The sequence below is a fragment of the Candidatus Defluviilinea gracilis genome (assembly GCA_016716235.1).
Lineage (GTDB): Bacteria > Chloroflexota > Anaerolineae > Anaerolineales > Villigracilaceae > Defluviilinea > Defluviilinea gracilis.
This window is the reverse complement of the sequence record JADJWS010000007.1, coordinates 217,536-243,982: the sequence shown is the minus strand read 5'-3', so window position 1 is coordinate 243,982 and position 26,447 is coordinate 217,536. Positions and strand designations below refer to the sequence as shown.

The window sequence follows — 26,447 nt, the reverse complement described above, 5'->3', positions numbered from 1 at the left end:
GTCATCCTCCTGAGACGGGAGGGAAAAGACCAATTTCTGCGTTCGCTGGTATGACCGCCTCATCGAACGCGTACTCACGATTGATAGTGACCAACACGCTTTTCATGGAATCTTTCACCTTCGGATATTCCAACGAAAGCCTGTCTTTCAATCCTTGAATTGTCAGGTCAGTCGGCACATCCAAGTCGACCGATCGAACTCCCATCCGTTCGCGGATGGTGGCGAAGAAAAGTAATTTTACGTGGTTCATTTATAAACTCATATTAGACATTGTTCCGCGCAAATTGCGACATGAATGCTTGTCCTGAGTCTATCGAAGGGTCGCGTTACGGGTTTAGATCCAAACATCGTTCGGGGCTGTTTTCTCACTGACAACGTCGCCTGTGTTAACTGTACCCGCAGGTTCAATTAACAAAATATGACATTCTTCATTGGCAACTGGTTTATGCTCCACGCCTTTGGGGACGACATACATTTCACCTTCGTTCAAAGCGACATGCCCCGCGCGGAAGTGGATATCGAGCGTGCCTTTCAACACCAGAAAGGTTTCGTCTGTTTCGGGGTGATCGTGCCAGTCAAACTCTCCCAACACTTTCACCACTTTGAATTGATAATCGTTCATCTGCGCGACGATCTTCGGCGACCAATGCTCGGAGAACTTGGATAATTTATTTTGAAGGTTTATCGCATCTAGTTTCATTTTCTACCTGCTCACTGCTAACTGTTCACTGATTACTGATTACTGATTCACTACATCGCCACTCTGCCCGCCATGCTTCTCAATCAAGCGGATATTCTGAATCGTCATCGTCTTCTCTGCCGCTTTTGCCATGTCGTAAACCGTCAGCGCGGCGACTGAGACGGCGGTTAACGCTTCCATCTCCACGCCTGTTTTGCCGATTGTTTTCACAGTGGCGGTGACGATCACGCCTGGGAGCGACTCGTCGAGCGTCAGCTCTACATCCACTTTCGAGAGTGGGAGAGGATGACAAAGCGGAATCAAGTCGGAGGTCCGTTTTGAAGCGGTGATGCCTGCAATCTGCGCGACGGTCAGCACATCCCCTTTTTTCATCTGCCCCGCGCGGATCAAATCCAACGTCTCTATTTTCATGCGAACTTCGCCGCGCGCGATGGCGATCCGTTCGGTGTCGGGCTTGTGACTCACATCCACCATCTTCGCGTTGCCGTGTTCGTCGAGATGGGATAGTTTTGACATAAAAGGATTATATCGTAGTAACGACTTAAGTCGTTACTACGATATAATTTCAACCTATGGAGAACCTGCTCGGACGACAATTGAATTACACCGTCCAAACGCCCGTGTACGAGGGTCCCCTCGACCTGTTGCTCGACTTGATCGAGCGCGCCGAGTTGGACATCACCGCCGTTTCGCTGGCGCTGGTGACGGACCAATATCTCGCGTACATCAACGGCATGGAAGAGTTGAACGCGGACGAGATCTCCGCGTTCTTGGTGATCGCGGCGAAGTTGTTGCAAATAAAATCGGAAGCGTTGTTACCAAGACCGCCTGCGCGCGAAGCAGGCGAGGAAGATGCGGGGCAGTCGCTCGTTGACCAGTTGAAGTTATACAAACGCTTCAAAGAGATCGGCGGTTGGTTGCATGGGCGCCAAGACGAAAACTTGCGGACGTACTTGCGAATTGCTCCGCCTCCAAAAGTGGAACCGAAACTCGACCTGTCGAACCTCACGCTTGAAAAATTAGTGATGGCGGCAGAATCGGCGTTTGCAAAAGGCAGGGCGAAAGAACCGCTCGGAACGGTCATCGCGCCGCCGCGTGTGACCATCCGCGAAAAGATAGACATGATCGCAAAGATCATGAAAGATGTGCAACGCTCGACGTTCAGAGCAATGGTCACTGACGGCGCGTCGCGGCTGGAGATCGTCGTCACGTTTTTGGCGATGCTCGAACTCATCAAACGCTATCGCATCGACGCGCATCAGGAAGGTTTGTTCAGCGACATCGAGATCAACCGCACCGACGATTGGAAAGATGATGAGGAGTTGGAATTGGAATTTGAGTAAAGGGAAAGAGAGAATTGGAGAATTGGAGAATTGGAGAATTGGGGAACCAGAGACTGGAGATTAGAGACTGGAGATTGGTCAACAAAAGCCGTCCCAAAGGTCTTGGATACTCAACAAAGTTTTTCAAGGCATCCTTCGGGACGTTTTATCCAAGATGTATCTGTAACGTTGCCCAACCCACAAACTGATCAACGCTCCCGCATGATCGAAAACCATCACATCCCACACAGACGGGAATCGTCCGCGCACGAACGATTGATGATATTCATCCGTCGCGGCGTAGAGGATTGCGATCAGCCACACAAGCCAGCGAAGGTCTTTCCGAAAGTCCAGCGCGTACCAAACCCAAAACGCCAGCACGGCATATTCGAAGACGTGCCCCGATTTTTTGATGATCCGATCAACTAAACCGAAATTCGGTAATTCGTTCGAAGGCTGGGAGGAAAACCAAAAGATGACCGCCATCGTCAGCAAGGCGGGAAGCCATTTGAAAAGTTGGGTTCTCATAAAAAACGTCCCGCAGGTTAACTGAATGACGATGGTAGTCAATAAAACCTGCGGGACGATTCACGCTCGATCAAACATCCGTCAAACTGATCGCGACGGTACAACTTCCATCGCCCAGGTCAACACTTTGAATCACAACCGCCTTGCCGCTTGGGTCACCGTCGTAGACAATGCTGAACACGCCGTCTGAAATCGTCGTGAGCAATGCGCGTTCGACGTAGCCGCGCGAAACATATTCATCGCGATAAAACTTCAACACCTCTGCTTGCGGCAATTTGGTGTAATACAACAGACTACCGTCGCCCAAATCAACAACATTGTACGCATCCGCCGTGATCGGAAATCCCGAAGCGGATGTATCCGCGTTCCCACCCGAGTTATCTTGCGGCGCGGCTGTCGCGGGCGAATCGCCTCCACTGGGCGGAACGGGCGCGTCGCCGCCACCGCCGCCCCCGCTCAACAAGCTGCATGCCAACGAAGCCAAAGCCAGCACGGTCAACGCAAGAAAAATTTGTTTGAATTTCATGTCATCTCCTTTTCATCAATTCTATCATCCGCAACGAGTACAATTCACGCGATGATACAAACGGATGAGATCGTTTTACGCGACGGCGACTCGTGGCTTCACTTCACGAATCCTCAGCGCATAATTTCCGCCGATCAATTACACGACGTGCTACCCGCCCTGCGCGAGATCGAAGACGCAGTCAACGACGGATTCTATGCGGCAGGATTCCTCAGTTACGAATCCGCGCCCGCATTTGACGCCGCGCATCTGACTACCGAAACTTTCCGTCCTGAGCGGAGCGGAGCGCAGTCGAAGGACACGCTCGCACCACACGCTTCGACTTCGCTCCTCCAAGATCATTCGTCGCTCCGCTCAGCGCGGGATTTCCCTTACTTATGGTTTGGACTCTACCCTCAGCCTCGCCTCATATCGCTACCTCAGCCTGCCTCGCCCAAACCAGCCTTGACCTGGTCCCCGACCGTTTCGCACGACACGTACAACTCCGCCATCGAAAGAATCAAGAATCAGATCGCAGACGGGCGCACGTATCAAGTCAATTACACAATGCGATTGAAAACAGATTTCAACGCCGACACATGGAATTTCTTCCTCCATCTCACACAAAATCAAAACAACCACGCCGCGTACATAGACGCGGGACGCTTCGTTATCGCGTCCGCTTCACCTGAATTATTTTTTCAACTAGACGGCGAGACCGTCACCTGCCGCCCCATGAAAGGGACAACTCATCGAGGGCGCACCACGCTCGAAGATGTGAAGCAGGCTGAATGGTTGAAAGAATCGGAGAAGAATCGCGCCGAGAATGTGATGATCGTAGACATGATCCGCAACGATCTCGGTCGCATCGCAAAGACGGGAAGTGTTCGCGTCCCCGAATTGTTCGCCACAGAAAAATATCCCACGCTCTGGCAAATGACATCCACTGTGCGAGCAGAGACAGATGCGTCGCTGACCAAAATTTTCACCGCGTTATTTCCATGCGCGTCCATCACGGGCGCGCCGAAGGTCAGCACAATGCGGATCATCTCTGAACTCGAAACCACGCCACGCAAAGTCTACACAGGAGCATCGGCTACATCGCGCCTCAGCGTAAGGCGACATTTAATGTCGCCATACGGACGATGCTAATTGACCGCGAGACTCAAACCGCTGAATACGGCGTCGGCGGCGGCATCGTCTGGGACTCGGAAAGCGGCGACGAATACGCCGAGGCATTGCTCAAAGCCCGCGTGCTGACCGAGTCGCCTCCGCAATTCTCGTTACTCGAAACCCTGCTGTGGACTCCCGAAGATGAATTCTTCCTGCACGATAAACACATCGCACGTTTATTGGATTCAGCAGAGTATTTTGATTTCCCAGTCACATCCCAACTTAGGTGGTCGAGTAGTCCCGCGCGTGCTGAGCGGAGCGATAGCGAAGTCGAAGCACCGCGGGACGTATCGAGACCACCACTTCCAAATGAAATCATCGAATCATACTTGAACGAAATTTCATCCCAATTCATATCCCCGCAACGCGTACGATTATTGCTCAACAAAAACGGCGACCTGAGTCACGAAGCAAAACCGTTTCAGCCAGCAAAAGAAGATTCTGTTTTAAAAGCATCGCTCGCTAAGCAACCCGTGAATTCAAACAATGTATTCCTCTTCCACAAAACCACCTACCGCGACATGTACGACTCCGCTCGAAAAGATTTCCTCGACTGCGACGATGTTCTCCTCTTCAACGAACACGGCGAATTGACTGAATTCACCATCGGCAACCTCGTCGTCGAAATGGACGGCAAAATCTACACGCCGCCTATCTCCTGCGGCTTGCTTGCAGGCACATTCCGCGCGCATTTGCTGGAAATGGGTCAGGTTGGAGAGAGAGTTATTCGAGTGGATGAAATTGAAAATTGCAAGAAAATATTTTTGGTGAATTCGGTGAGGAAGTGGCAAAGAGTCGAAATAACAAAGTGACTGTCACCTTGCAGGTGACAGTCACTGGCAGGGAGAAATGAGTCTTAAGATCTTTTTCTCAAGGGTCTCTGTGTACTCTGTGGCTGATTGATCCGCCCCATAAAATTTATTCACTCCTCCGCAAAAACTCTCTTATCGAAATCGAAGCCGCCGCGCCTTCGCCGACCGCCGAAGCGACCTGCTTGGTGCTTCCATGCCGCGCGTCGCCAGCGACGAAAATTCCCGACACATTCGTTTCGAACGGAAGCGGCGCGTGTTCGGCGTGCTCGTCATGCGTGAGTTCGTGTCCCGTCAGCACAAATCCCCATTTGTCCAACTCGACGTAATCTTTCAAGAATCCTGTGTTCGGAGTTTGACCGATGAAGACAAACGCCGCGGCAGGATGAACCTCTTCGATTTTATCGCTGTCTTTGAAATGATATTTGATCGTCTTCAATTTCGAGTCTTTGCCTTCAAAGGCATCCACGATCACGTTGTACTTCACGTCCACGCCTGAGTTCGGTTCATTGACCTTATCCACCGCGATCTGGCTCGCCGTGAGTCTATCGCCGCGCACGAGCAAGGTCACTTTGTCGGTAAAGTTGGTGAGATGCAAACCCTCCTCCACCGCCGAGTTGCCGCCGCCGACCACAACAATTTCCTTCGAGCCTTTGTAAAACGGACCGTCACACGTCGCGCAGAAATGAATCCCCGCGCCGATGTAATCGTCCTCGCCGGGGACTTCGAGCCTGCGATACGACGCGCCTGTTGCGATCAACACTGCCAGCGAGTGATAATGCTTGCCATCCGACATGTAGACTTCGTGATAGCCCTCCTCCCTTTCCATGCGCTCGACATCCACTGCCTGCAAAATCTCCACGCCGAAACGCCGCGCCTGTTGCGCCACACGGTCGGAGAATTCCTGTCCGCTGATGCCTTCGGGGAAGCCGGGGAAGTTGTCGAGTCCCACCGTGATGCCAGCCTGCCCGCCGAGTCCCGAACGTTCGACGAGGAGCACATCCGCGCCTTCGCGGGAGGCGTAGATCGCCGCAGTGAGTCCAGCAGGTCCACCGCCGATGATGATCAGGTCGTAGTATGTCTTCGATGCTTCGGTTTTGAGTCCCAGTTTCTTCGCCAACTCCGCATTGGAGGGCTCGACGAGGAATGTATCATCTTCAAAAACGATCGTGGGGATGATGCGCTTGCCGTTGTTGCGTTTCAACACATATTCTTCAGCGGATTTATCCTGCTCGATGTCGATCCACTTGTAAGGGACAAAATTCTCGCCCAGAAATTTCTTCGCGCGGCGGCAGTCGGGACACCAATACGCGCCGTAGACGGTTACTTTTGATTCCATAAATTCCTCTCGGTTGCTGATAATCTCATACCCATTGATGGCAAGAAATCCCAGCATCTTTCCTTGATTACTCAGGCTGAAATATTACATGCTCATGAACAAATTCCTCTTGGTCGCGGGCGCGGGCATTGATCTAGACAATTCTGAAAAACCCCTAACAAAAGTGAATATTCTGGGTATTGTGAAATCATTTTGTACACCGTACAATGGTCATGGATAAGATTAATAACTACATACGGGTGCGGGAACCTTGGACCTTTGAATTGATCGTCATTCAATTTTCATCATTTCATTATATTAATCAAACAAAGCCACGGTCAAATGAGTAGCAATGCCGACACGCAATCATTCTCTCCATCACCCGGAAAATCAAAAGTGGAGAAAAATAATGACCACGTTCAAATTTACTTTGATCCTGCGCCGATGCCTGATCGCCTTGTTACTGGCGGCGACCTTCCTGCGTCCCCAGAATGTTTACGCGGCTTCATTGCCTGCAGAGATCAACAAACAGTTTACGCCGCTTCAAATCGACGCGGGCGGCGTGTCTGTCATGCGGGTGACCATCTTCAACCCGAACATCTTCCCATTGACAAACGCCAGCTGGACAGACAACCTCATCGGGGTACAACCAGGCTTATTTATCGCCAACCCAGCCAACGTGGTGAATACCTGCGGCGCGATCGGCGATGTGACTGCCGTTCCGGGCACAACGACTCTCTCCCTCGCCAACGGAACTGTTCCGCCTCAGGTGGGGGCTACGCCGGGTCAGTGCTATGTGGAGGTCAACGTTTCCTCTGTGACGCCCGGCAACTTGATTAACACCATCCCCTCTGGGAACCTAAATTCACAAGGGAATGACGGCGGCACGATCGTGAACATCACCAACACCACACCCGCCAGCGCTACGATCACAGTCATTGCCGTATCGCCTCCCTCTCTCAGCAAGGGTTTTGCGCCTAATACTATTTTTGTCGGACAGAACAGCGTATTAACGATTCGCCTCAACAACAACGACGCGGACACGAATCTGACCGGCGCGACCTACACCGACACCCTGCCCGCCGGCTTGATCGTTGCCACACCCAACGGATTAACCCTTTCCAACTGCGGACCCGGCACAGCATCCGCGCCGTCGGGAGGAACGACGATCACCCTTAACAATGCCACAGTCACGCCCGCCCAGGATTGTCTTGTGGCAGTCAACGTTACCGGCGCGTCCGGGCAATATACCAACACAATCCCCGCCGGACCCGGCGGACCCGGCTCTCTTCAGACCAACCAGGGCGTTACTAACAATACTCCCGCCTCGGCAAACTTAAACGTTCAGCCGGTGGGGATTACGAAAGCTTTTTCACCGGCGACAATCGACGCCGGCGATACCAGCACCCTCACGATTACCCTGCAAAACCCAACCGGCGCGCCTTACACCGGCGTGGCAATCACCGATAACCTGACGACCATGGGGGCAGGCATCACAATTGCTGGCGCTCCAAGCGCAAACACCTGCGGCTTTACTATTAATCATGTAGTCGGCGCCACATTGATCAACGTCTCAGGCGGAACCATCCCCGCCAGCGCAACGCCACCCACGCCCGTTGGAACCTGTGTCATCTCCATCCCTGTGCAAGCCGCATTGACGATATCCGGTACCCGTACCAACACAATCCCCCCTAATACATTAACTGCCGACCAGCCTATCACGAACCTCCTGCCCGCCACCGCCTCCTTGACGATCAATGCCGCCTTGGTTGGCGCGAAAGCCTACTCGCCCGCGACGATCGTTGTCGGCGGCACGAGCACAGTAACCATCACTTTAACCAACCGAAGCAGTACTCCGCTAACAGGCGTCACCTTTACCGACGGGCTACCCGCAGGGCTTACAGTCTCAGTCGCGCCCGCAAGCCCGCAGTGCGGCGGAGCGGTGACCAATACAGTCAATTCGGTCACTCTGACCGGCGGCACCATACCTGCCAACGGAAGTTGTACCATTGTCTTCACGATCACAAGCAACACGGCCGGTTCATATGATAACGCGATTGCCGCCAACTCGATAGCAAATAACCAAGGGGTAGGCAATGCCGGGTTCAGCACGAATCCAGACCTGGTCGTTGTTAATTCCGCCAATCTCCCGGTAGGGATTCTCAAGGCATTCCAAACCAACCCCATCTCGCCCGGACAGACAAGCCGTCTGCGTATTACCATCGCGGCGCCAGCCGATATTTCCATATCGGGCATCAACCTCACCGACAATCTGCCGCCGGGTTTGGTTGTCGCCAATCCCCCTGTGCCGACCGAAAACTGCCCGGGTGGAACACTGACCGCTGTCAATGGAACCAATACCATCACCTTTACGAATACAGGGGCTGATGTGCTTGCCGCGGGACTCAGTTGTTTTTTTGATGTTTGGGTTACCTCCACAGCGCCGGGGACTTACACGAACACGATTCCCGCAAACGCAATCACCACAATCGAAGGGCGTTCCAACCTTACTCCTACATCTGCAACCATCCGCGTTACGAGCCTAAACGTTACCAAGGCCTTCTACCCGACAACTGTGCAGTCCGGCGGATCGTCCACAATGACGATCACCTTGGAAAACACAACCAATTCGCCTCTGATTAACGTCACGTTGACCGACAACTTGCCCGGCACCCCCACCGACGGTATCCGCGTTGCCGCAGTGCCTAACGCCAGCACAACGTGCACCGGCGGAGCGATCACGGCGAATCCCGGCTCCAATCAGGTTCTTATGACCGGTGGCACAGTTCCCGCCCAAGTGGGAGGCGTGCCGGGCTTATGCACCATTACAGTGGATGTGGTTGGGTTAGATAGCAGTCCTGGCTCGCCAAGCACACAGACCAACACCATTCCCGTTGCGAATGTTTCCGGCACTGTTCAAAGCACCGGAACTGTGATCCAGCCGAGGCTAGCCGCATCGGCATTCCTTGCCATCCAAAACCTGACCATGGGCATCGTCAAAGGATTTAACCCCGTGTTGGTGTACGGCGGCGCCTACTCCACCATGAGCGTTCAGTTGATTAATCCCAACACCACCGCAACCTTGACGGGCATCGCCTTCACCGATGACATGACCCTGCTTGGCGCCGGTATGCAACTCGCCAACCCGGTCACGTTCAACACCGGAACTTGTGGCGGCGTTCTGACCGGCAACCCCGGCGACTCATCCTTCTCCTTCAGCGGAGGAGTTTTGCCGCCGAGTTCATCCTGCACGCTCACTCTGCGCGTTGTAATGAACGTCAACGGGAATCTCACGAATCGAATTCCCGCCGGGTCCGTCACCACCTTCAACGGAGTTAGCAACGCCGACCCCACACAAGCATCCCTCACCAACTTGCCGGGCGTAAGCGTTACCAAGAGCTTTAATCCGGCGCAAGTGTTGACCAGCCAGCCGTCCACCCTGACGATTACCATCCGCAACACAAGCAACGTACCGGTCGTAAACATGGGACTGGCAGACAACTTGCCCGGCACCCTGCCCGATGGCTTGGAAGTTGCCAACCCCGCCAACGCAACCAACAATTGCGGAGGAACGCTTACCGCTGTTCCCGGCGCGCAAACCATTCAATTAAGCGGCGGCGGCTTGGCGGCGCTTGGCTCTCCCGGTGATAGTTGCATAATCACCGTTGACGTGATCAGCACTCGCCCCGGCACCTACGTGAACACCATCCCCGCCGGCGCGCTGACTGCCAATGGAGGCATCACCAACAACGACCCCGCCACCGACACGTTAACAGTGCTTCCCCGCTTCAGCCTCGGCAACCGCGTCTGGTTCGACACCGACAACTCCAGCGCGATCAACGGGACGGAAGTCGGCGTCGACGGCGTGACCGTCGAACTCTACGCGGCAGACGCGGGCGGGAATCCGACCGGCGCCTCCCTCGGGACGGCGGTCACCGCCAATGGCGGCTACTACCGCTTCGACAACCTGGGCGCGGGCGACTACGTGGTCGTCATCCCCTCCAGCCAACTCAACGGCGGCGTCTTGACCGGCTACTGGAGCAGCGGCACCACCCTCAACGGAACCGGAAGCGCGACCGAAACCGCCGCCCCCGATCCCGACAACAACATCGACAGCGACGACAACGGCACACGCCAAACTGCCGGCGCCTTCAATGGCGCGGTCATCAGCGGCGCGGTCACCCTCGGACCGGGTACCGTCGAACCCACCACCGACGCGGACGCCGATCCCACCAATCCGCCCGGCGAATCTCCGGACAACCAAAGCAACCGCACCCTCGACTTCGGCTTCTACCGCGGTCAACTGGGCAACCTCGTCTTCATCGACGCCAACAACGACGGCGCGTTCAGCGCCGGGGAAACGCCCTGGCTGGCGCAACCGTCCAACTCTTCGCCGCCGATGGCACAACCGAAATCACCGTCGGAGTCGATGGCATCCTCGGCACCGCCGACGATGGCGCGGGCGGCGTCACCACCAGCGTCGCTGGAACCTACCTCTTCTCCGGGCTCCCCGAAGGCGATTACATCGTCCGCGTCACCCCGCCCGTCGGTTATACCAGCACCGTCGACACCGCCAACAATGGCGATACCACCGATCCCGATCTGAACATCAACAATAACGATAACGGCGTGGGCACAGGCAGTGGAGCCGTGTCGAGCAATCCTGTCACATTGAACCCCGGCAGCGCGGGCGCCGCCACAAACAACAGCGTCACAGACGCCACCGGCACCACCTACGACCCCACCCTCGACTTCGGCTTCTCCGCGCCTCTCTTCAGCCTCGGCAACCGCGTCTGGTTCGACACCGACAACTCCAGCGCGATCAACGGGACGGAAGTCGGCGTCGACGGCGTGACCGTCGAACTCTACGCGGCAGACGCGGGCGGGAATCCAACCGGCGCCTCCCTCGGGACGGCGGTCACCGCCAATGGCGGCTACTACCGCTTCGACAACCTGGGCGCGGGCGACTACGTAGTCGTCATCCCCTCCAGCCAACTCAACGGCGGCGTCTTGACCGGCTACTGGAGCAGCGGCACCACCCTCAACGGAACCGGAAGCGCGACCGAAACCGCCGCCCCCGATCCCGACAACAACATCGACAGCGACGACAACGGCACCCGCCAAACTGCCGGCGCCTTCAATGGCGCGGTCATCAGCGGCGCGGTCACCCTCGGACCGGGTACCGTCGAACCCACCATCGACGCGGACGCCGATCCCACCAACCCGCCCGGCGAATCTCCGGACAACCAAAGCAACCGCACCCTCGACTTCGGCTTCTACCGCGGTCAACTGGGCAACCTCGTCTTCATCGACGCCAACAACGACGGCGCATTCAGCGCCGGGGAAACGCCCCTGGCTGGCGCAACCGTCCAACTCTTCGCCGCCGATGGCACAACCGAAATCACCGTCGGAGTCGATGGCATCCTCGGCACCGCCGACGATGGCGCGGGCGGCGTCACCACCAGCGTCGCTGGAACCTACCTCTTCTCCGGGCTCCCCGAAGGCGATTACATCGTCCGCGTCACCCCGCCCGTCGGTTATACCAGCACCGTCGACACCGCCAACAATGGCGATACCACCGATGCAAATCAAAATATTGATAACAACGACAACGGCATCGGCACCGCCGCTGGGCAAGCCTCCAGTTCGGTTGCTACTTTGAATCCGGGCAATGCTGGCGCCGCCGCCAACAACACCGTCACCAATGCCACCGGCACCACCTACGACCCCACTGTGGACTTCGGCTTCGTTGGCAACAGCGGAGGTTTTGTCAAATCCATTGCTTCCACAAGCGAAGCCTTTACAGCCGGAACGGATGTTGCCATTGGCGAGATCATCACCTACGAAGTGACGATCAACCTGCCTGTTGGAACGCCGCTAGCAAACGTGACCATCACCGACCAGATGGACAAAGGTCTTGCCTTCGTAGACTGTCTGTATGTGGAAGTGGCTGGTGTTGACCAGACCGCAGGCGTCTGCCCGGCTGTCACTGTGTCTTCGATCACCGACCCGGGCGACCCGGCAACCAACCCCGCCAACCCAGGCAGGCAAGTGGTGTTCACAATTGGGAATATTGCCGCCCAGGCTACCCCCTCAACCCTACTGGTGCGCTATCGCGCCATTGTTCTCGACGTGATCGAGAATCAGGATGGCGGCGTCTTGAATAACAGCGTCACATGGGCGTGGACTGGCGGATCCTTCACCACCAGCGCCCCGAACGTGCAGATTTTAGAACCCAAACTGACCATCGATAAAACCGCTTCGCCATCCAGCAATGTGCTTGTGGGATCGACGATTCAGTTCACGTTGTCGATCGAACACACTCTTCAGAGTTCAACCGACGCCTTCGATGTAGTGGTGACAGACATCCTGCCGTCCTCGCTCGAATATGTGCCGGGATCGGTTGTCTACGCCGGGCTTGCGCCCACCACCCCAGCGGCGCCTGCCTATCCGGGGGCAACGTCTAACCTGATATTCCAATGGGATGTATTCCCGCTGGGCGCAACATCCACCATTACTTTTAATGCCCGCTTGCTGAGCGCGCCAGCCGCCAACACCGCATCCGTTGCGTGGACTTCCCTGCCGATCGACCCGGGCGTGGGCGGTTTGCCGGTCCAACTGAGCGTTCACAACGTCGAATCGACAGAACGTTGGTACGACCCGCTGGATGCCGTGAACGTGTATGGCGTGTCGGCTACGGTGACCATCGACGGCAGACTCCCCAACGACCTGCCCGACACCGGCTTTGCCCCATTCGTGAAGACGGACATGTCCAACGTTGCGCCCGAACAATATACCCAGACCGGCGGGCTGATCGTGGAGATCCCTTCACTGGGAATCAAGATGCCGATCGTAGGCGTGCCGCTCAAGAACGGAGAGTGGAATGTCTCGTGGTTGGGGAATCAGGCCGGGTGGCTGGAAGGAAGCGCGTTCCCATCCTGGAACGGCAACAGTGTGCTGACGGGACACGTCTACGGATATAACGGTTTGCCGGGTCCGTTCTTCAATTTGAGCAACCTCAAATACGGCGACAAGATCATCATCCATGCGTACGGCGCGGAATTCATCTACGAAGTGCGCGGAAGTGAAGTCGTCAAACCGAATGACGCCTCCGTTATGAAGCATGAAGAAAAGGCGTGGCTCACATTGCTCACATGCAAAGAGTACGACGCCAAGACCAACACGTATAAAAAGCGCTTGATGATACGGGCAGTACTGGTAAGCGTTGAAAGGTAATCTAGTCGAACACGGCGCTCCGTTTGGAGCGCCGTGTTGATTCCATAGAAAATTGGCATGGACTATAATCCACCTCAACTCTTTTCCACTCAGGGCGCGTAAAAAACAACTTCCCGCATTATGTCGTTGCGAGGGCGTTCTTCCCGAAGCAATCTCCTGTCAATGAGGGAAGTTAATAATCAGGACTTACGCAGTTGGCGGGCAGTTGGACTGCCGCCGCCGCAGTGCAACTACGGCGCAACAGGTTCAACTGCGTAAGCCCTATAATTTACGGACCCCAAGACCTGTTTCTTATTACACAGATTCGACGGATTACACGATCCACTCGGGTTTTTAAATGGTTTTCTCCGTGAAATCCGTGTGATCCGTGTCCAAAAAAGACTGAGGTAACTCATGCCAAACCACCTGATCTCGGAAACTTCTCCCTACCTGCTTCAACACGCAAACAATCCCGTGAATTGGTATCCCTGGGGTGAAGAGGCGCTGAAAAAAGCCCGAGCCGAAAACAAACCGATCTTCCTCAGCATCGGATACGCCGCCTGTCACTGGTGTCACGTGATGGCGCATGAATCCTTTGAAGATACGGACACCGCCGCGTTCATGAACGCGCATTTCGTCAACATCAAAGTGGACCGCGAGGAACGCCCCGACCTCGACGCGATCTACATGCAAGCCACGGTCGCCATGACGGGTTCGGGCGGCTGGCCCATGTCGGTGTTTCTCACGCCCGATCTCAAGCCATTTTTTACGGGAACCTATTTCCCGCCCGTCGCGCGCTATAACATGCCATCGTTCAAAGATGTGTTAGCAGGCATTGCGCGCACTTGGAACGAACAACAAAACGAAGCCACGCGCGTTGGCGACGAAGTTTCCAATCACCTTCAGCAAGCGCTCAGCGTCAACGTGCAATCCGATTTGGGATTCACGCAGGAACACCTCGACGCGGCGGTGAAGAATTTGCTCGATCACTACGACTGGGGCAACGGCGGCTGGGGTTCCGCGCCAAAATTTCCGCAACCGATGGCAGTTGAATTCCTGTTGAGACGCGTCGCTCGAGAATCAGAGAATTGGGAGAATTCTCCAATTCTCAAAACCTCTATTCACGCGCTTCGAACCATGGCGCGCGGCGGAATGTACGATGTGGTCGGCGGCGGCTTCTCGCGCTACAGCGTGGACAATTTCTGGCGCGTGCCACACTTTGAAAAAATGCTGTACGACAACGCGCTATTAACTCGCGCGTACTTGCACGCATGGCAGATCACGGGCGATCCGTTCTTCAAGCGCGTCGTTGCCGAAACGCTCAATTTCATTGAACGCGAAATGACTCACCCCAACGGCGGGTTTTATTCGTCGCTCGACGCAGACTCTGAGCATGAAGAGGGGAAATTCTACGTGTGGACACTCGATGAAATCCGCGCTGTGTTAAAAACCGATACAGATTTCTTTGAAGCGGCGTACGGAATTACCGCGCGTGGAAATTGGGAGGGCAAAACAGTCTTGCAACGCGCGTTGGATGACGCCTCCCTCGCCGCCCGCTTCAAACTCGACGTGGAGGCTGTCCCCTCCAAACTAGCCGACTGCCACTCCCGGCTTTTATCTGCCCGCGCAAAACGAGTCCGCCCCGGCACAGACGATAAAATTCTCGCCTCGTGGAATGGACTCATGCTCGCGGCAATGGCAGAAGCGGCGAGGGCTTTCGGTGAGTCAGAACTCCAAACCCAATACGCCAAATTGGCTACACGTAATGCGGAGTTTCTTCTCTCTCAACTACGTCCCAACGGCAAACTCAAGCACAGTTGGCGCGATGGAAAAACAACCGACGCGGTCTTCCTCGAAGATTATGCCGCGTTGATTCTTGGTCTGCTTGAACTGTATCAAACCGACTTCAACGACACATGGTTTGCCTCCGCAAAAGAACTTGCCGACGAAATGATCGAACTGTTCAACGATCCCGCTGGCGGCTTCTTCGACACATCAAAACATGGCGAAACGTTGTTGCTGAGACCGAAAGACACGCAAGACAACGCCACGCCATCGGGCAACGCGCTGGCGTGCGAAGCATTGCTCAAACTTGCCGCATTCACCGACGAAGGGAAATACCGCGACCTCGCGGAGAAATCACTTGGGCTTGTGGTGGGCATGGCTGTCCGCTACCCCACTGCATTCGCGCGCTGGCTGTCGGCGGCAGATTTCGCCCTGGGGGAGGTGAAGCAAGTCGCAATCGTGGGTGAAGCGGGCGGCGAAGAGGTGTATGAGTTGGCGCGCGTCGTCCGATCCGCTTTTAGGCCGAACGTCATCGTCGCCGCATCCGCCTATCCGCCGTCGAACGATGCGCCGGCGCTGTTGAAGGAACGCCCGCTGAAAAATGGAAAGCCAACCGCCTATGTGTGCGAGGGATTCGTTTGCAAAAACCCCGTCACATCAATCGCGGAATTAAAAGAGTTGTTGTAAAATTAGCGCATGGACCCAATACTCACTGACAATCTTGTCAAACTTGGCATGGCAGTTTTGGTCGGGGGGCTGATCGGCGCGGAACGCGAATACCAAGACAAAGCCGCCGGCTTCCGAACCATCATTCTGATCACCGTTGGCTCGACGTTATTCACCATCCTTTCGCTCACCCTCGACCCCGGCAACACGCAAACGCGCATCGCCGCGAACATCGTGACGGGCATCGGCTTCCTCGGCGCGGGCGCGATCATCCGCGAACACGGCAAAATCGGCGGCTTGACCACCGCGGCGACGATCTGGCTCTCTGCGGCGCTGGGCATGGGCATCGGCGCGGGCGAGTTGGTGTTTATGCTGGTCTCTACAGGCGTTGTGCTGATCGTATTATTTTTCTTCCCTCTTGTCGAGCGGCGCATCGACCGCATCCGCGAAGCGCGCACGTACAAAGTGGTTATTGGATTGGGAAACGCAAAAGGGATCGAGAAGATTCAACAGGCGCTTGAAGAGTGCTCGCTCAAAGCCATCGAATCACACCAACAGAAAACGGAAAGCGCAATCACTAGCACATGGCAGGTGATCGGCTCGCCAAAAAACCAAAAGAAGTTTGTGGAGATGTTGATGAAAGATAAGTCTGTCAAAGAGTTTGATTACTAACTCGCCTTACGCAGTCTGCGGCTAACCTGCGCAACATCTGTTACTCAATCTTTTCACAAAAAACAGCGGCGCGCAAACTCTCTCACTTGCGCATCCTTGCCGAGAAATGACAACAGGCTCTCACACGAGAGCCTGTTGTTTTATTTTGTTTCCGCGCTGTTATTTGAATCTGCGTCTTCCGCATCCTGTTTGCCTTCGCTCAACCCCTCGCGAAAAGACTTGATGCCCCTGCCGAGTTCGCCGGCAATTTTGCCGATGCGCCCGGGACCGAAGAGCAGGATGACGATCACCAGGATGATGATCCATTCAGCGCCGCGTGGTAATCCAAGCATGTAGTACTCCTTTACTGATTTCGGCTGTATCGTACCACAGTCGCGATTAATTCACCATTATAGTTCGCGGCGATACAGTAAGCCCTCAATGAAGCGGATGGCGCGTCGCACCAGCGAACGCACGCGACCCAACCTGCGATATTGCTCGGGACGAACGTGTCCTTTACTGGGAAGCGGTCCCGTCCATTCGGCGGCTAGCGCGCCCCATGTGAGACCCGCGCCAAACCCCACCATCACGAGTTTTTCTCCCTCCTTGATCTGCCCTTTTTCGATCGCTTCCACCATCGCGATTGGGATGGAGGCAGTGGAGGTATTTCCGTACCGGTCGAGATTGACGACAAACCTCTCCATCGGGAGTTTGAGTCCGCGCGCCGCCGCTTCGATAATACGGATATTCGCCTGATGCGGCACGATCCATTTAATATCTTCCACTTTCAGTCCCGCCGCATCGAGCGCCTCCAGCGTGGCGGATGCCATGACGCGCGTGGCAAAGCGGAAGACTTCTTTGCCGTCCATTCTGATGCAATGCAAACCCTCATGGACAGTAGACTCGGTCGCCGGGAAGCGGCTCCCCCCAGCGGGTAAAGTGAGCAGGTCGCCGCCGGAGCCGTCTGAATGCATCACAGCAGAAAGCACGCCGCCGGGTCGTTCGCTAGCCTGTAAAACGAACGCGCCCGCGCCGTCTCCAAACAGAATACATGTGTTCCGATCTTTCCAGTTCACAAATCGGGAAAGAGTTTCAGAGCCAATGATCAGCGCGGTTTTGATCGATCCGCTGCGGATCGCCTGCGCGCCCATATTCAAAGCATAGATGAATCCCGTGCATGCGGCAAGCAGATCAAAGGCTCCCGCTTTGGTCGCGCCGAGTTGGTCTTGAATCAAACACGCGGTTGCGGGGAACATATACTCGGGCGTGGATGTGGAGCAAATGATCAGGTCAATATCTGTCGGGCGCACATTCGCCACCTTGAGCGCCTTGATCGAAGCCTCCACCGCCAACGTGGAGGTGAAGTCCGTTGCGCCAGCAATGCGCCGTTCGCGAATCCCGGTTCGTTCGCGAATCCATTGATCGTTCGTGTCGACGATTTTGGCAAGATCGTCGTTGGTCATCACCCCTTCGGGCGCCGCCATTCCCCATCCTGTTATGTGTGCGTAGGGCATTGCTTTCTCCTGCAAAAAACATGAGTCGCGGCATAAATAAATTTGCCGTCACCCAACATCATCGGTTTTTACTCGTAACGACTGATCGCCAGCGTGGCGTTATGCCCCCCGAACCCAAACGAATTGGATAAGGCATGTTTCACCGCAACGCCGCGCGCTTGGTTGGGAACGTAATCCAAATCGCACTCCGGGTCTGGCGTGCTGTAATTGATCGTCGGAGGCAACATCGACTCGCGGATCGCCTGAATTGTAAAGATCGCTTCCACCGCTCCCGAAGCGCCCAGCAAATGCCCGGTCATCGATTTTGTAGACGAGACCGGTATCGCGTACGCCTGTTCGCCAAAAACACTCTTGATGGCGGCGGTCTCGCTCTTATCGTTCAACGTGGTGGACGTGCCATGCGCGTTGATGTAGTGAATATCCGTCAGGGAAAGTTCCGCATTTTCGAGCGCCAACTTCATGGAAATTGCGGCGCCTGCGCCATTCTCCGCCGGCGCCGAGATATGGTGCGCATCGTCGGTTGTTCCGTAGCCGGAGATTTCACAGAGAATGGTCGCCCCGCGCGCTTTGGCATATTCGACCTCTTCCAGGATCAACATGCCCGCGCCCTCCCCCATCAGAAAACCATCGCGCGTCTTGTCGAACGGGCGGGAGGCGGTAAGCGGGTCGTCGTTTCGGGTGGATAACGCGCCCATCACGTTCATGCCGGCAATGGTGATTGGCGCCAGCGCCGCTTCGGACGCGCCCGCGATCATCACATCCGCCGCGCCGCGCCGAATCATTTCCACGGCTTCGCCGATGGCGTTGTTTCCAGACGCGCAGGCAGTGGCAAGCGACATATTCGGCCCGCGCGCGCCGACGCGAATGGCAAGCATCCCCGCCGCGCTATCCGAGATCATCATCGGGATCAGAAACGGGCTGACGCGGTCCGCGCCGCGTTCGCGCAGAATATCAGCCTGCTCCATCATCGTGCCAACCCCGCCGATTCCCGTCCCGATAAGCACGCCAATCCGGTCTCGATTTGAATCGTCGATCTTCAACCCCGCCTGATCAAGCGCCTGAGCGGCAGCCACCATGGCAAACTGCGTAAAGCGATCCATCTTGCGAGCCTCGCGCGCGCCAAATTCAGCGACCGCATCAAACCCTTTTACCTCTGCCGCGAACCGCGTCTTATGCTTGCTGGAATCAAAACGAGTGATCGCGCCCGCGCCCGATTTCCCGGCGAGCAAAGCGGACCAGGTTTCTTCCACAGTATTCCCCACAGGGCTGATACAGCCCATCCCCGTGACGACAACGCGTTTCCTCATTTAGTTTCTCCTTCGCCGGATTGCCTCCACGTTTCAGAAGGCATGCGCATTACAACACGCACCCGCTCAATTAGACACGTTCCCCACGCAGGGTCTGCACGGTCTTCCACGCCTGTTGCAAGTGCAACCGGTCATGATCTGCCATAAAACCCAACACTTCACCGAAGTTCGTCGGTCCAAAAATAGCATGACGCGCCGGGCGCGACCACAGTTCCTCCGGCAGAGATTTCACACGCGCCAACAACTCCACGCGCGCGTCCGCAAATTCGACGCCCGCCGCGCAGGCATTCTCCAACAAGTAATCGCGTTCGCTCGCCCATACGCTCGTTTCCGGCCGTGGAATAAACGCATCGGCTTTTTCCAGCATCAATTCAAGTTGCAGGGCGTGCACCTCGCGCTCGGTATCGCGCAAATGACAGGCAATCTCATTCATTGCCCAATCGCCGCGCGCCTGTTCGCGTTTCAAGTCATCCTCACGCAACAAGCCGAGAAAATGATTCAAGACCGCCGGTGTAGATTCCAGAATTCCCAACACCGCATCGCGGGATTTGAACGACGGCTCAAGCGCAGACCGTTCGCTGGATTCCAGCCAGAGACGCGCGTCACTCAACCGTCCTCGGCCCGCCTCGACACCCGGTGTGGAACCTGCTTCGCCTTCGATGAAAAATGTCTTCAACCCCAGCCGGTGCGCGGAGACAATATCGCGCGAGGGGTCGTTGCCCACCATGAGAATTGGTCCATCCGGCCAGCCCATGCGTCCCAACACCTCGGCATAATAGGCCGGGTGCGATTTGCTGAAATGAAAATCCTCGAAGGCCGAAACCAGTTGGAAACGCTCGGGGTCCAGACCAGCCCAGCGCAGACGCTGATGCGTTGCTTTGAGCGGGAACAACGGGTCGGTTGCGATCGCAACATGCACAGCGAAAGCCGCCGCCCAGTCCACAAACTCGGTTACGCCGGGCATCGGCGAAGTATGCGGTTGAAGCGATGGAAAGATCCTTTCGTAAAAATCCTCCAGAACCTCGCGCAAGTCGCTTGCGGGAATTCCCAGGGCGGGATAAAAATACAATTCAAAGACCTCGCGCAAACTTTTGCGCGGGTCTTCATTTTCGTTCATGCGGTTTACCCCGTTCATTAACGCCCGCAAAAGTTTATCGGATGGGACGTGACCGCACACGTGATCAGCCAATGCCTGAAAATAGGCGGGCATGAACGCCGGCAGGTTTGTGTTGAGCAGGGTATCGTCTAGGTCGAGCAACAGAGTCAATGACATGGAGTTTTTCAAGGTTGATCCCCCGTAAATCTCAGGGTTTGATTTCAAATTTGAACGGCAACGTGTGACATTCCCCGCACCCCACTTGCGGCTCTGGCGCTTGTTTCCGTGATTTCTCGCAATAGGCTGAAACCTGCACCCGGCGCATAAACGCCGCCGAAAGGGGACGCCCAACTTTTGCCGTAAGCTTCATATATTCGCAGGCGTTTGCCCGCGAAATTTCCGGCACAGGGCAAAATTTACACAAGTCGCGCGACCACATCTGTCCGGCAGACTTCAGCAGCCGGCATTCCTCCACGTTTCGACCACGGAAGTAATCGCTATAAAAATGCGGGCATTCTGCGCCAAAAGGTGTCTTCATGCTTGGTAGTATAGGCTCGAAATCTAAATAAACGATGAGCGAGCAGGCAGGATACTTACCTCAGCCGCTCGCTCACGTTGATGGCTTTTTCAGGAAGGGCTACACGCGGGTGGTGTACTCGCCGGTCTCGGTATTAACTCGAATCACATCGCCCACTTTCACAAATTGAGGGCACTGCACTTCAAGCCCTGTTTCTGTCTTGACTTTCTTCGTCACACCGGTAGCGGTGTCGCCCCTAATGGCGGTTTCGGCTTCGATCACTTTCAAATCCACTGTGGAGGGGAATTCCACATCGAGTGGGGCATCGTTGTAAAACGTGAGTTTCACTTCCATGCCTTCTTTGAGGTAGAGCGCGGTCTCGCCGAGCATCTTGGCGCTGACGGCGGGTTGCTCAAACGTTGTGTTATCCATGAAATGATAGAACTCGCCGTCGTTATATAAATAAGAGACGTTGTGAAAATCGAGCCTCACATCCTGCACCGATAAGCCGGAGTTGAAAGTCCGCTCGATGTTCGCGCCCGTGAGCAGATTCCGCGCTTTAATGCGGATATTGGCATTGCCGCGCCCCGTTTTATTGTGGCTGTAGTCCAGCACTTTGTAGAGTCCGCCATCCAATTCGAAGGTGACTCCTTTGCGTAATTCGTTGACGTCGATCATGCGCGCACTTTCCTTTTAGGGTTTGAAATTCTTTAGAAGCGGCGGGATTATACTACAAGAAAAAAGCGGAAATCAGTGACTCGTTTCCGATTCGGGGTTATCTTGCAATAACTGAACGGCATGAGGCAGGGCCGGGATCACGGCTTCCAAATTTTCCACCGCGCCTTTTGGGCTGCCGGGCAGGTTGATGATGACGCTCCGCTTGCGGATGCCGGCAACAGAGCGCGAGAGCATGGCATGTGGAGTGCTTTTGAGCGAGGCGGCGCGCATGGCTTCGGCAAGACCGGGCGCTTCTCGTTCGATGACCGCGCGCGTGGCTTCGGGCGTCACATCGCGCGGGGCAAAGCCGCTTCCGCCGGTGGTGAGGATCACGTCGAACTCGCCGGAGTCTGCCCATTGGGCGAGGGTCTCACGAATGGAGGATTCTTCGTCGGGGAGGATTAACTGCCTACGGGCGAGCCAGCCCTCCCCGTCGATACGACGCGCCAGCGCTGGACCGGACGAATCTTCGCGTTCGCCGCGCGCGGACCGGTCGGAGAGAGTCAGGATCCCAAATCGAAGCGTCATGCGCCGTTTTTCTTGATCAGGGTGAGCAAGTCGTCTGGCATGAATGGCTTGAGCAGAAAGTCGTTTGCCCCGTGTTTCAGGCACTCATCTTTCATGTTCAGCCCGGAGGTCATTATGATGCGGAGGTCGGCAAGCGTATCATGCCTGCGGATCGCCTCCACAATTTCGATGCCGCTATGCTGTCCGAGATGCACGTCCATCAAAAGCACATCGGGCATTTCGCGCATTGCCAGCGCGGGCACATCGGAATCGACATCGGCAGTGACCACTTCAAAGCCTTCCATTTTCAGAAGCGTTTGAAGGAGCGACACCATGGTGTGATCATCTTCGGCGAGGAGAATTTTTGACATGTTGTTTTACTTTACCATTTTTGCGGCTTTTAATTGCCGAAGTTGTTTTTCCGTTTTCCAGGGCAGAGCCGAGCACGTCGTCGACCGTTTCGACATACACAAACTTCATGGTGTCTTTGATCTCGTCCGGCACATCTTCCACATCCTGCTCGTTATACTTCGGCAAAATGATCGTCCGCAGACCGTTGCGATGCGCGGCAAGCACTTTTTCTTTGACGCCGCCGATCGGCAGAACCTGCCCGCGCAGGGTGATCTCGCCGGTCATCCCGACGTTCGGTTTGACCTTGCGCCCCGACGCCAACGACACCAGCGCGGTCGCCATCGTGACTCCGGCGGAGGGACCGTCTTTGGGCGTGGCGCCGGAGGGGATATGCATGTGGATATCCGACTTGTTGAAGAATTCATCGTCCAAGCCCAGCGCGCTCGCGCGGGAACGCACGTACGATAAAGCCGCCCGCGCCGACTCATTCATCACGTTGCCAATGGAGCCGGTCACTTGAAAGCCTTTGCCGCCGGGCATGCTCGTCGCTTCGACGAACAGCACATCGCCGCCGTACGGAGTCCACGCCAGCCCGGGCACCACGCCCGGGATCGAAATGCGGCGGTTGAGTTCCTCCGTCCCGTGAAAGATCGGATGGTCGAGATATTCCTCGATCAGACTCGGAACGATCTTCACTTTCTTCAGTTTCCCTTCGGCAATGCGCGTGCCAACCTTGCGGCACACCGCGCCGATCTTGCGCTCCAAATTGCGGACGCCCGACTCGCGCGTGTATTCGCGGATGATATTTTGCAAAGCATCGTCGGAAAATGAAATTTCGTTCTCGCGCAAACTGTTCTCGCGGATCTGTCTCGGGATCAAATATCCTTTGGCAATGGCGATCTTTTCTTTTTCGGTATACCCCGAAAGCGAAATGATCTCCATGCGGTCGAGCAACGGACGCGGGATTGTCTCCAGCGTATTGGCGGTGGTCACGAAGAAGACCTGCGAAAGATCGTAGGCAACTTCGAGATAGTTATCGCGGAATTCGCTGTTCTGCTCCGGGTCGAGAACTTCGAGCAGAGCCGAAGCCGGGTCGCCGTGAAAATCGAACGTGAGTTTATCAATTTCATCGAGCATGAAGACCGGGTTGCGCGATTCGATCCGGCGCAGCGATTGCAAGATGCGCCCCGGCATCGCGCCGATGTACGTGCGGCGATGCCCGCGAATCTCGGCTTCGTCGCGCACGCCGCCCAGCGAGGCGCGCACGAACTTGCGCCCCATCGCGCGCGCAATAGATTGACCCAGCGAGGTCTTGCCGACCCCGGGCGGTCCCACAAAGCAAAGGATCACGCCTTCGCGCTCGCGTCGAATCGTATCGTCCGACGGCGTTTTTATTTCATCTTTGCGGTCGAGCCGCAATTTGCGAATGGCAAGAAATTCCAGGATGCGTTCTTTGACGTCTTCAAGTCCGTAATGGTCCTGGTCTAAAATTTTTCGCGCGTGCGCAATTTCAAGATTATCGTCTGTGGCTTTCGCCCACGGGATCGCCACCAGCCAATCGAGATACGTGCGGATGACTCCGTATTCCGCCGCGGCAGTCGGCAGACGCGACAAACGTTCCAACTCACGGGACGCCTGCTTCGCCGCCTCCTCGGGCATTTTCGCCTCTTCGATCTTTTTGCGAAACTCATCCACTTCGGCGGCTTGTTCGTCTTTTTCGCCCAATTCTTTTTGAATGGCTTTCATTTGCTCGCGCAGGAAGTAATCGCGTTGAACTTTTTCGATCTCGCCGCGCGCCTCGTTTTGAATCTTTTGCCCCAGCGAAAGCACTTCGGCTTCGCGCACCAACAAGCCGACCAATTTTTTCAATTTCTCGGCAACCGAATCAATCTCGAGGATTTCTTGCGCGTCTTTCAATTCCATGCGCTGAAAGTTAGCGATCGTGTATGCGGTTTGCAGGGGGTCTTCCACAGAGGTGATCGAACCTGCCAACTCCTCCGGGAAAGAGGGGATCATTTGGGTGATCTGTTGGAATTGGTCGCGGGCATTACGCGCCAGCGCGTCGATCTCCAACCCTTGTTCCACATGCTCGGGGGCAAGTTCAATACGCGCCTTGAGATAAGGCTCCTCTTGCACAAATTCGCCAAGTCGAAAACGAGCCATCCCCTGCACCAGCAAGCGGATCGTCCCATCGGGGGCGCGCAAAAGCCGATGGACTGTGGCAATCGTCCCGATCCGGTATAGATCCGCTGGCGAGGGGGTTTCCAACTCGGGGTTGGTGGCCGCCACAAGTCCAACCAGTTTATCCCCGCCTACCACTTCATCGACCAAGCGAATCGAGCGCGGCTGACCGACCGTCAATGGAACTGCCGTATTCGGGTAGACCACCACGCCGCGCAATGGCAAAATAGGAAGCACATCCGGGAATTGCCCCCGCTCAGAAACCTCGACGGGTTCATCTTTGTTGCCGCCCTCTTTTTTCGGCGAGCGCGAAAACAGCGATGGCATGATCATGGAAAGCAATTCATCGTCCGTATCGCCGATCCACGTATAGAGTTCGTTGAAGTTGGAGTTCCAGCGCGAGGCAGGCATGATGTTATTCATCCGCCTTGTTGTATGGTTGATGTTTTGTTTTTGGGAGGATAATCGTAAGCAAGCCGTCTTTATATTCCGCCGACGCCGACTCCATATTCACCGGAACGATGAGTTCCACGTCGATCTCAAATTTTCCTGAAAGGATTTCCATCTGATGATAGGCTCGGCGCCCGGCCGGATCGGGGCGAACGCCTTCGATTCGCAACAATCGATTTTCCGCCGCCACGGTGAAGTCTTCATCGCGCATCCCCGCAATTTCAACCTTCACGATGAAGTCGTCTTCTGTCTCGTACACATCGGTGGGCGGATGCCACACGCTCGAGCGCACCTGCCAGTGAATGGCATGCAGGATGTCTCGGCGAACTTCGATGGTGGAGGGATAGGATTTACGAACAATCGTGGTCATGGCGCACTCCTTGCCGGAACCGGCAGTAACCGCTGAATATCATGTTTGGAGGCGCCCCCGGAGGGAATCGAACCCGCAACCGACAGCTTAGAAGGCTGGCGCTCTGTCCATTGAGCTACGGGGGCGTTGTAACTCTATTGTATTACGTCGCGCTCAAGGATGCAAATCACGCCAAGCGGTTCCCCTGAGAGACTGTTTCCTACATCACCCTTTAGAACACGGGCGCCATGGATTTCACTGATGCTCACGAAAAAACCGTGATCCAAACCTTCATCCGTGGTGTCCCCGTGAAATCCGCGCACAAAAAGACGGTGAAACTGAGACAAAGATCAGGACGCGGACGGACGGATGCCTTTATACACGCGCGGGCCAGCGAGGGTTCGCAAGATCGTTTCAGGCGGGCGGTTTAACCGCGCGCCTAAATCCTTGGAAGACATCGGTATGTTGCCGTTCGTCAGAAACAGGCGGAACACCGCCTCCACGAGAGCCGTCTGTTCGGTGAGAAAGTCCGGCTGTTTGACACAGTGCGACATCAAAGCGTTCTGGACGCCTTCCACCTGCTTCACTTCGGCGGTAATCGGGTCCACCCAGTCGATGACTTGACCCTCTTCCACATCCATAAAGGCTTCACGATGCTCGGCGCAAAGCAAAGACCGCAGGTATACATGCCAGTCGCGCTCGTTTTTCTTCCACCACTCGAAATCGATATGGAACGGGGTTTCTGCTGTCGGCTTAACAAGGCTGAACCGTTTTGCTTCGGTCATG

Annotated in this window: 22 protein-coding genes, 1 tRNA gene and 1 pseudogene; 6 read left to right on the top strand and 18 right to left on the bottom strand. The window is 55.6% G+C overall.

Going from position 1 to position 26,447, the window contains the following annotated elements:
* Nucleotide 1: 1 nt before the first annotated feature.
* The 3 genes from IPM31_19145 to moaC form a co-directional block, all read right to left on the bottom strand.
* Nucleotides 2–250, bottom strand: a complete 249-nt coding sequence (locus IPM31_19145) for a MoaD/ThiS family protein (protein ID MBK9009088.1) — start codon at nucleotides 248–250, stop codon at nucleotides 2–4.
* Nucleotides 251–334: 84 nt separating this feature from the next.
* The gene (locus tag IPM31_19140; GenBank protein ID MBK9009087.1) at nucleotides 335–700 is read right to left on the bottom strand and encodes a cupin domain-containing protein; all 366 of its coding nucleotides are present in this window, start codon (nucleotides 698–700) and stop codon (nucleotides 335–337) included.
* 39 nt (nucleotides 701–739) lie between these two features.
* Nucleotides 740–1,216, bottom strand: a complete 477-nt coding sequence (moaC, locus tag IPM31_19135; protein ID MBK9009086.1) for a cyclic pyranopterin monophosphate synthase MoaC — start codon at nucleotides 1,214–1,216, stop codon at nucleotides 740–742.
* A gap of 56 nt (nucleotides 1,217–1,272) precedes the next feature.
* On the opposite strand from moaC, the gene IPM31_19130 reads away from it, so the two are divergent.
* Nucleotides 1,273–2,043, top strand: a complete 771-nt coding sequence (locus IPM31_19130) for a segregation/condensation protein A (protein MBK9009085.1) — start codon at nucleotides 1,273–1,275, stop codon at nucleotides 2,041–2,043.
* A 123-nt stretch (nucleotides 2,044–2,166) separates the two neighbouring features.
* Here the strand turns inward: IPM31_19130 and vanZ are convergent, their stop codons facing one another.
* Nucleotides 2,167–2,550: a VanZ family protein gene (gene vanZ / locus IPM31_19125; GenBank protein MBK9009084.1), complete on the bottom strand. Its 384-nt coding sequence runs from the start codon at nucleotides 2,548–2,550 to the stop codon at nucleotides 2,167–2,169.
* Between the two features lie 70 nt (nucleotides 2,551–2,620).
* Complete coding sequence (locus IPM31_19120) at nucleotides 2,621–3,076, bottom strand: hypothetical protein (GenBank protein MBK9009083.1); 456 nt, start codon at nucleotides 3,074–3,076, stop codon at nucleotides 2,621–2,623.
* A 51-nt stretch (nucleotides 3,077–3,127) separates the two neighbouring features.
* Between IPM31_19120 and pabB the strand changes: the two are divergent.
* Nucleotides 3,128–5,040 (top strand): annotated as a pseudogene (pabB, locus tag IPM31_19115) (aminodeoxychorismate synthase component I).
* Between the two features lie 106 nt (nucleotides 5,041–5,146).
* On the opposite strand, the gene IPM31_19110 reads toward pabB, so the two are convergent.
* Nucleotides 5,147–6,376 carry an FAD-dependent oxidoreductase gene (locus IPM31_19110; protein ID MBK9009082.1) on the bottom strand — a complete coding sequence of 410 codons (1,230 nt, stop codon included), beginning with the start codon at nucleotides 6,374–6,376 and terminating at the stop codon, nucleotides 5,147–5,149.
* 388 nt (nucleotides 6,377–6,764) lie between these two features.
* On the opposite strand from IPM31_19110, the gene IPM31_19105 reads away from it, so the two are divergent.
* The 4 genes from IPM31_19105 (at nucleotide 6,765) to IPM31_19090 (ending at nucleotide 16,693) form a co-directional block, all read left to right on the top strand.
* Entirely contained in the window at nucleotides 6,765–10,961 is a 4,197-nt protein-coding gene (locus IPM31_19105; protein MBK9009081.1) for a DUF11 domain-containing protein, read from the top strand.
* 44 nt (nucleotides 10,962–11,005) lie between these two features.
* Nucleotides 11,006–13,591, top strand: a complete 2,586-nt coding sequence (locus IPM31_19100; protein MBK9009080.1) for a sortase — start codon at nucleotides 11,006–11,008, stop codon at nucleotides 13,589–13,591.
* Between the two features lie 393 nt (nucleotides 13,592–13,984).
* The gene (locus IPM31_19095) at nucleotides 13,985–16,042 is read left to right on the top strand and encodes a thioredoxin domain-containing protein (GenBank protein ID MBK9009079.1); all 2,058 of its coding nucleotides are present in this window, start codon (nucleotides 13,985–13,987) and stop codon (nucleotides 16,040–16,042) included.
* Nucleotides 16,043–16,051: 9 nt separating this feature from the next.
* Entirely contained in the window at nucleotides 16,052–16,693 is a 642-nt protein-coding gene (locus IPM31_19090) for an MgtC/SapB family protein (protein ID MBK9009078.1), read from the top strand.
* 140 nt (nucleotides 16,694–16,833) lie between these two features.
* Here IPM31_19090 and tatA read toward each other — a convergent pair whose 3' ends face one another.
* From tatA to IPM31_19030, 12 genes are all read right to left on the bottom strand, one after another.
* Nucleotides 16,834–17,025 (bottom strand): twin-arginine translocase TatA/TatE family subunit, encoded by a 192-nt coding sequence (gene tatA / locus IPM31_19085; GenBank protein MBK9009077.1) that lies wholly within the window; start codon nucleotides 17,023–17,025, stop codon nucleotides 16,834–16,836.
* A 57-nt stretch (nucleotides 17,026–17,082) separates the two neighbouring features.
* Nucleotides 17,083–18,186, bottom strand: a complete 1,104-nt coding sequence (locus IPM31_19080) for a ketoacyl-ACP synthase III (GenBank protein MBK9009076.1) — start codon at nucleotides 18,184–18,186, stop codon at nucleotides 17,083–17,085.
* Nucleotides 18,187–18,254: 68 nt separating this feature from the next.
* Nucleotides 18,255–19,493: a beta-ketoacyl-ACP synthase II gene (fabF, locus tag IPM31_19075; protein MBK9009075.1), complete on the bottom strand. Its 1,239-nt coding sequence runs from the start codon at nucleotides 19,491–19,493 to the stop codon at nucleotides 18,255–18,257.
* A gap of 70 nt (nucleotides 19,494–19,563) precedes the next feature.
* A complete protein-coding gene (locus IPM31_19070; protein MBK9009074.1) occupies nucleotides 19,564–20,766 on the bottom strand; it encodes an HAD hydrolase-like protein in 1,203 nt (400 codons plus the stop codon).
* Nucleotides 20,767–20,797: 31 nt separating this feature from the next.
* Entirely contained in the window at nucleotides 20,798–21,127 is a 330-nt protein-coding gene (locus tag IPM31_19065) for a hypothetical protein (protein MBK9009073.1), read from the bottom strand.
* Nucleotides 21,128–21,226: 99 nt separating this feature from the next.
* Nucleotides 21,227–21,784: an elongation factor P gene (gene efp, locus IPM31_19060; protein ID MBK9009072.1), complete on the bottom strand. Its 558-nt coding sequence runs from the start codon at nucleotides 21,782–21,784 to the stop codon at nucleotides 21,227–21,229.
* Between the two features lie 72 nt (nucleotides 21,785–21,856).
* Nucleotides 21,857–22,351: a MogA/MoaB family molybdenum cofactor biosynthesis protein gene (locus tag IPM31_19055; GenBank protein MBK9009071.1), complete on the bottom strand. Its 495-nt coding sequence runs from the start codon at nucleotides 22,349–22,351 to the stop codon at nucleotides 21,857–21,859.
* Nucleotides 22,348–22,701 (bottom strand): response regulator, encoded by a 354-nt coding sequence (locus IPM31_19050; GenBank protein MBK9009070.1) that lies wholly within the window; start codon nucleotides 22,699–22,701, stop codon nucleotides 22,348–22,350. Before IPM31_19050 ends, IPM31_19055 begins: the two co-directional genes overlap by 4 nt.
* Nucleotides 22,673–25,189, bottom strand: coding sequence for an endopeptidase La (gene lon, locus IPM31_19045; protein MBK9009069.1), 2,517 nt, complete (start codon nucleotides 25,187–25,189; stop codon nucleotides 22,673–22,675). The genes IPM31_19050 and lon overlap by 29 nt, the downstream gene beginning before the upstream one ends.
* An 88-nt stretch (nucleotides 25,190–25,277) precedes the next feature.
* The gene (locus tag IPM31_19040) at nucleotides 25,278–25,682 is read right to left on the bottom strand and encodes an Hsp20/alpha crystallin family protein (GenBank protein MBK9009068.1); all 405 of its coding nucleotides are present in this window, start codon (nucleotides 25,680–25,682) and stop codon (nucleotides 25,278–25,280) included.
* A 52-nt stretch (nucleotides 25,683–25,734) separates the two neighbouring features.
* Nucleotides 25,735–25,807 (bottom strand) — tRNA-Arg (locus IPM31_19035).
* A 204-nt stretch (nucleotides 25,808–26,011) separates the two neighbouring features.
* Nucleotides 26,012–26,446 (bottom strand): hypothetical protein, encoded by a 435-nt coding sequence (locus tag IPM31_19030; protein MBK9009067.1) that lies wholly within the window; start codon nucleotides 26,444–26,446, stop codon nucleotides 26,012–26,014.
* Between the last annotated feature and the right edge of the window lies 1 nt (nucleotide 26,447).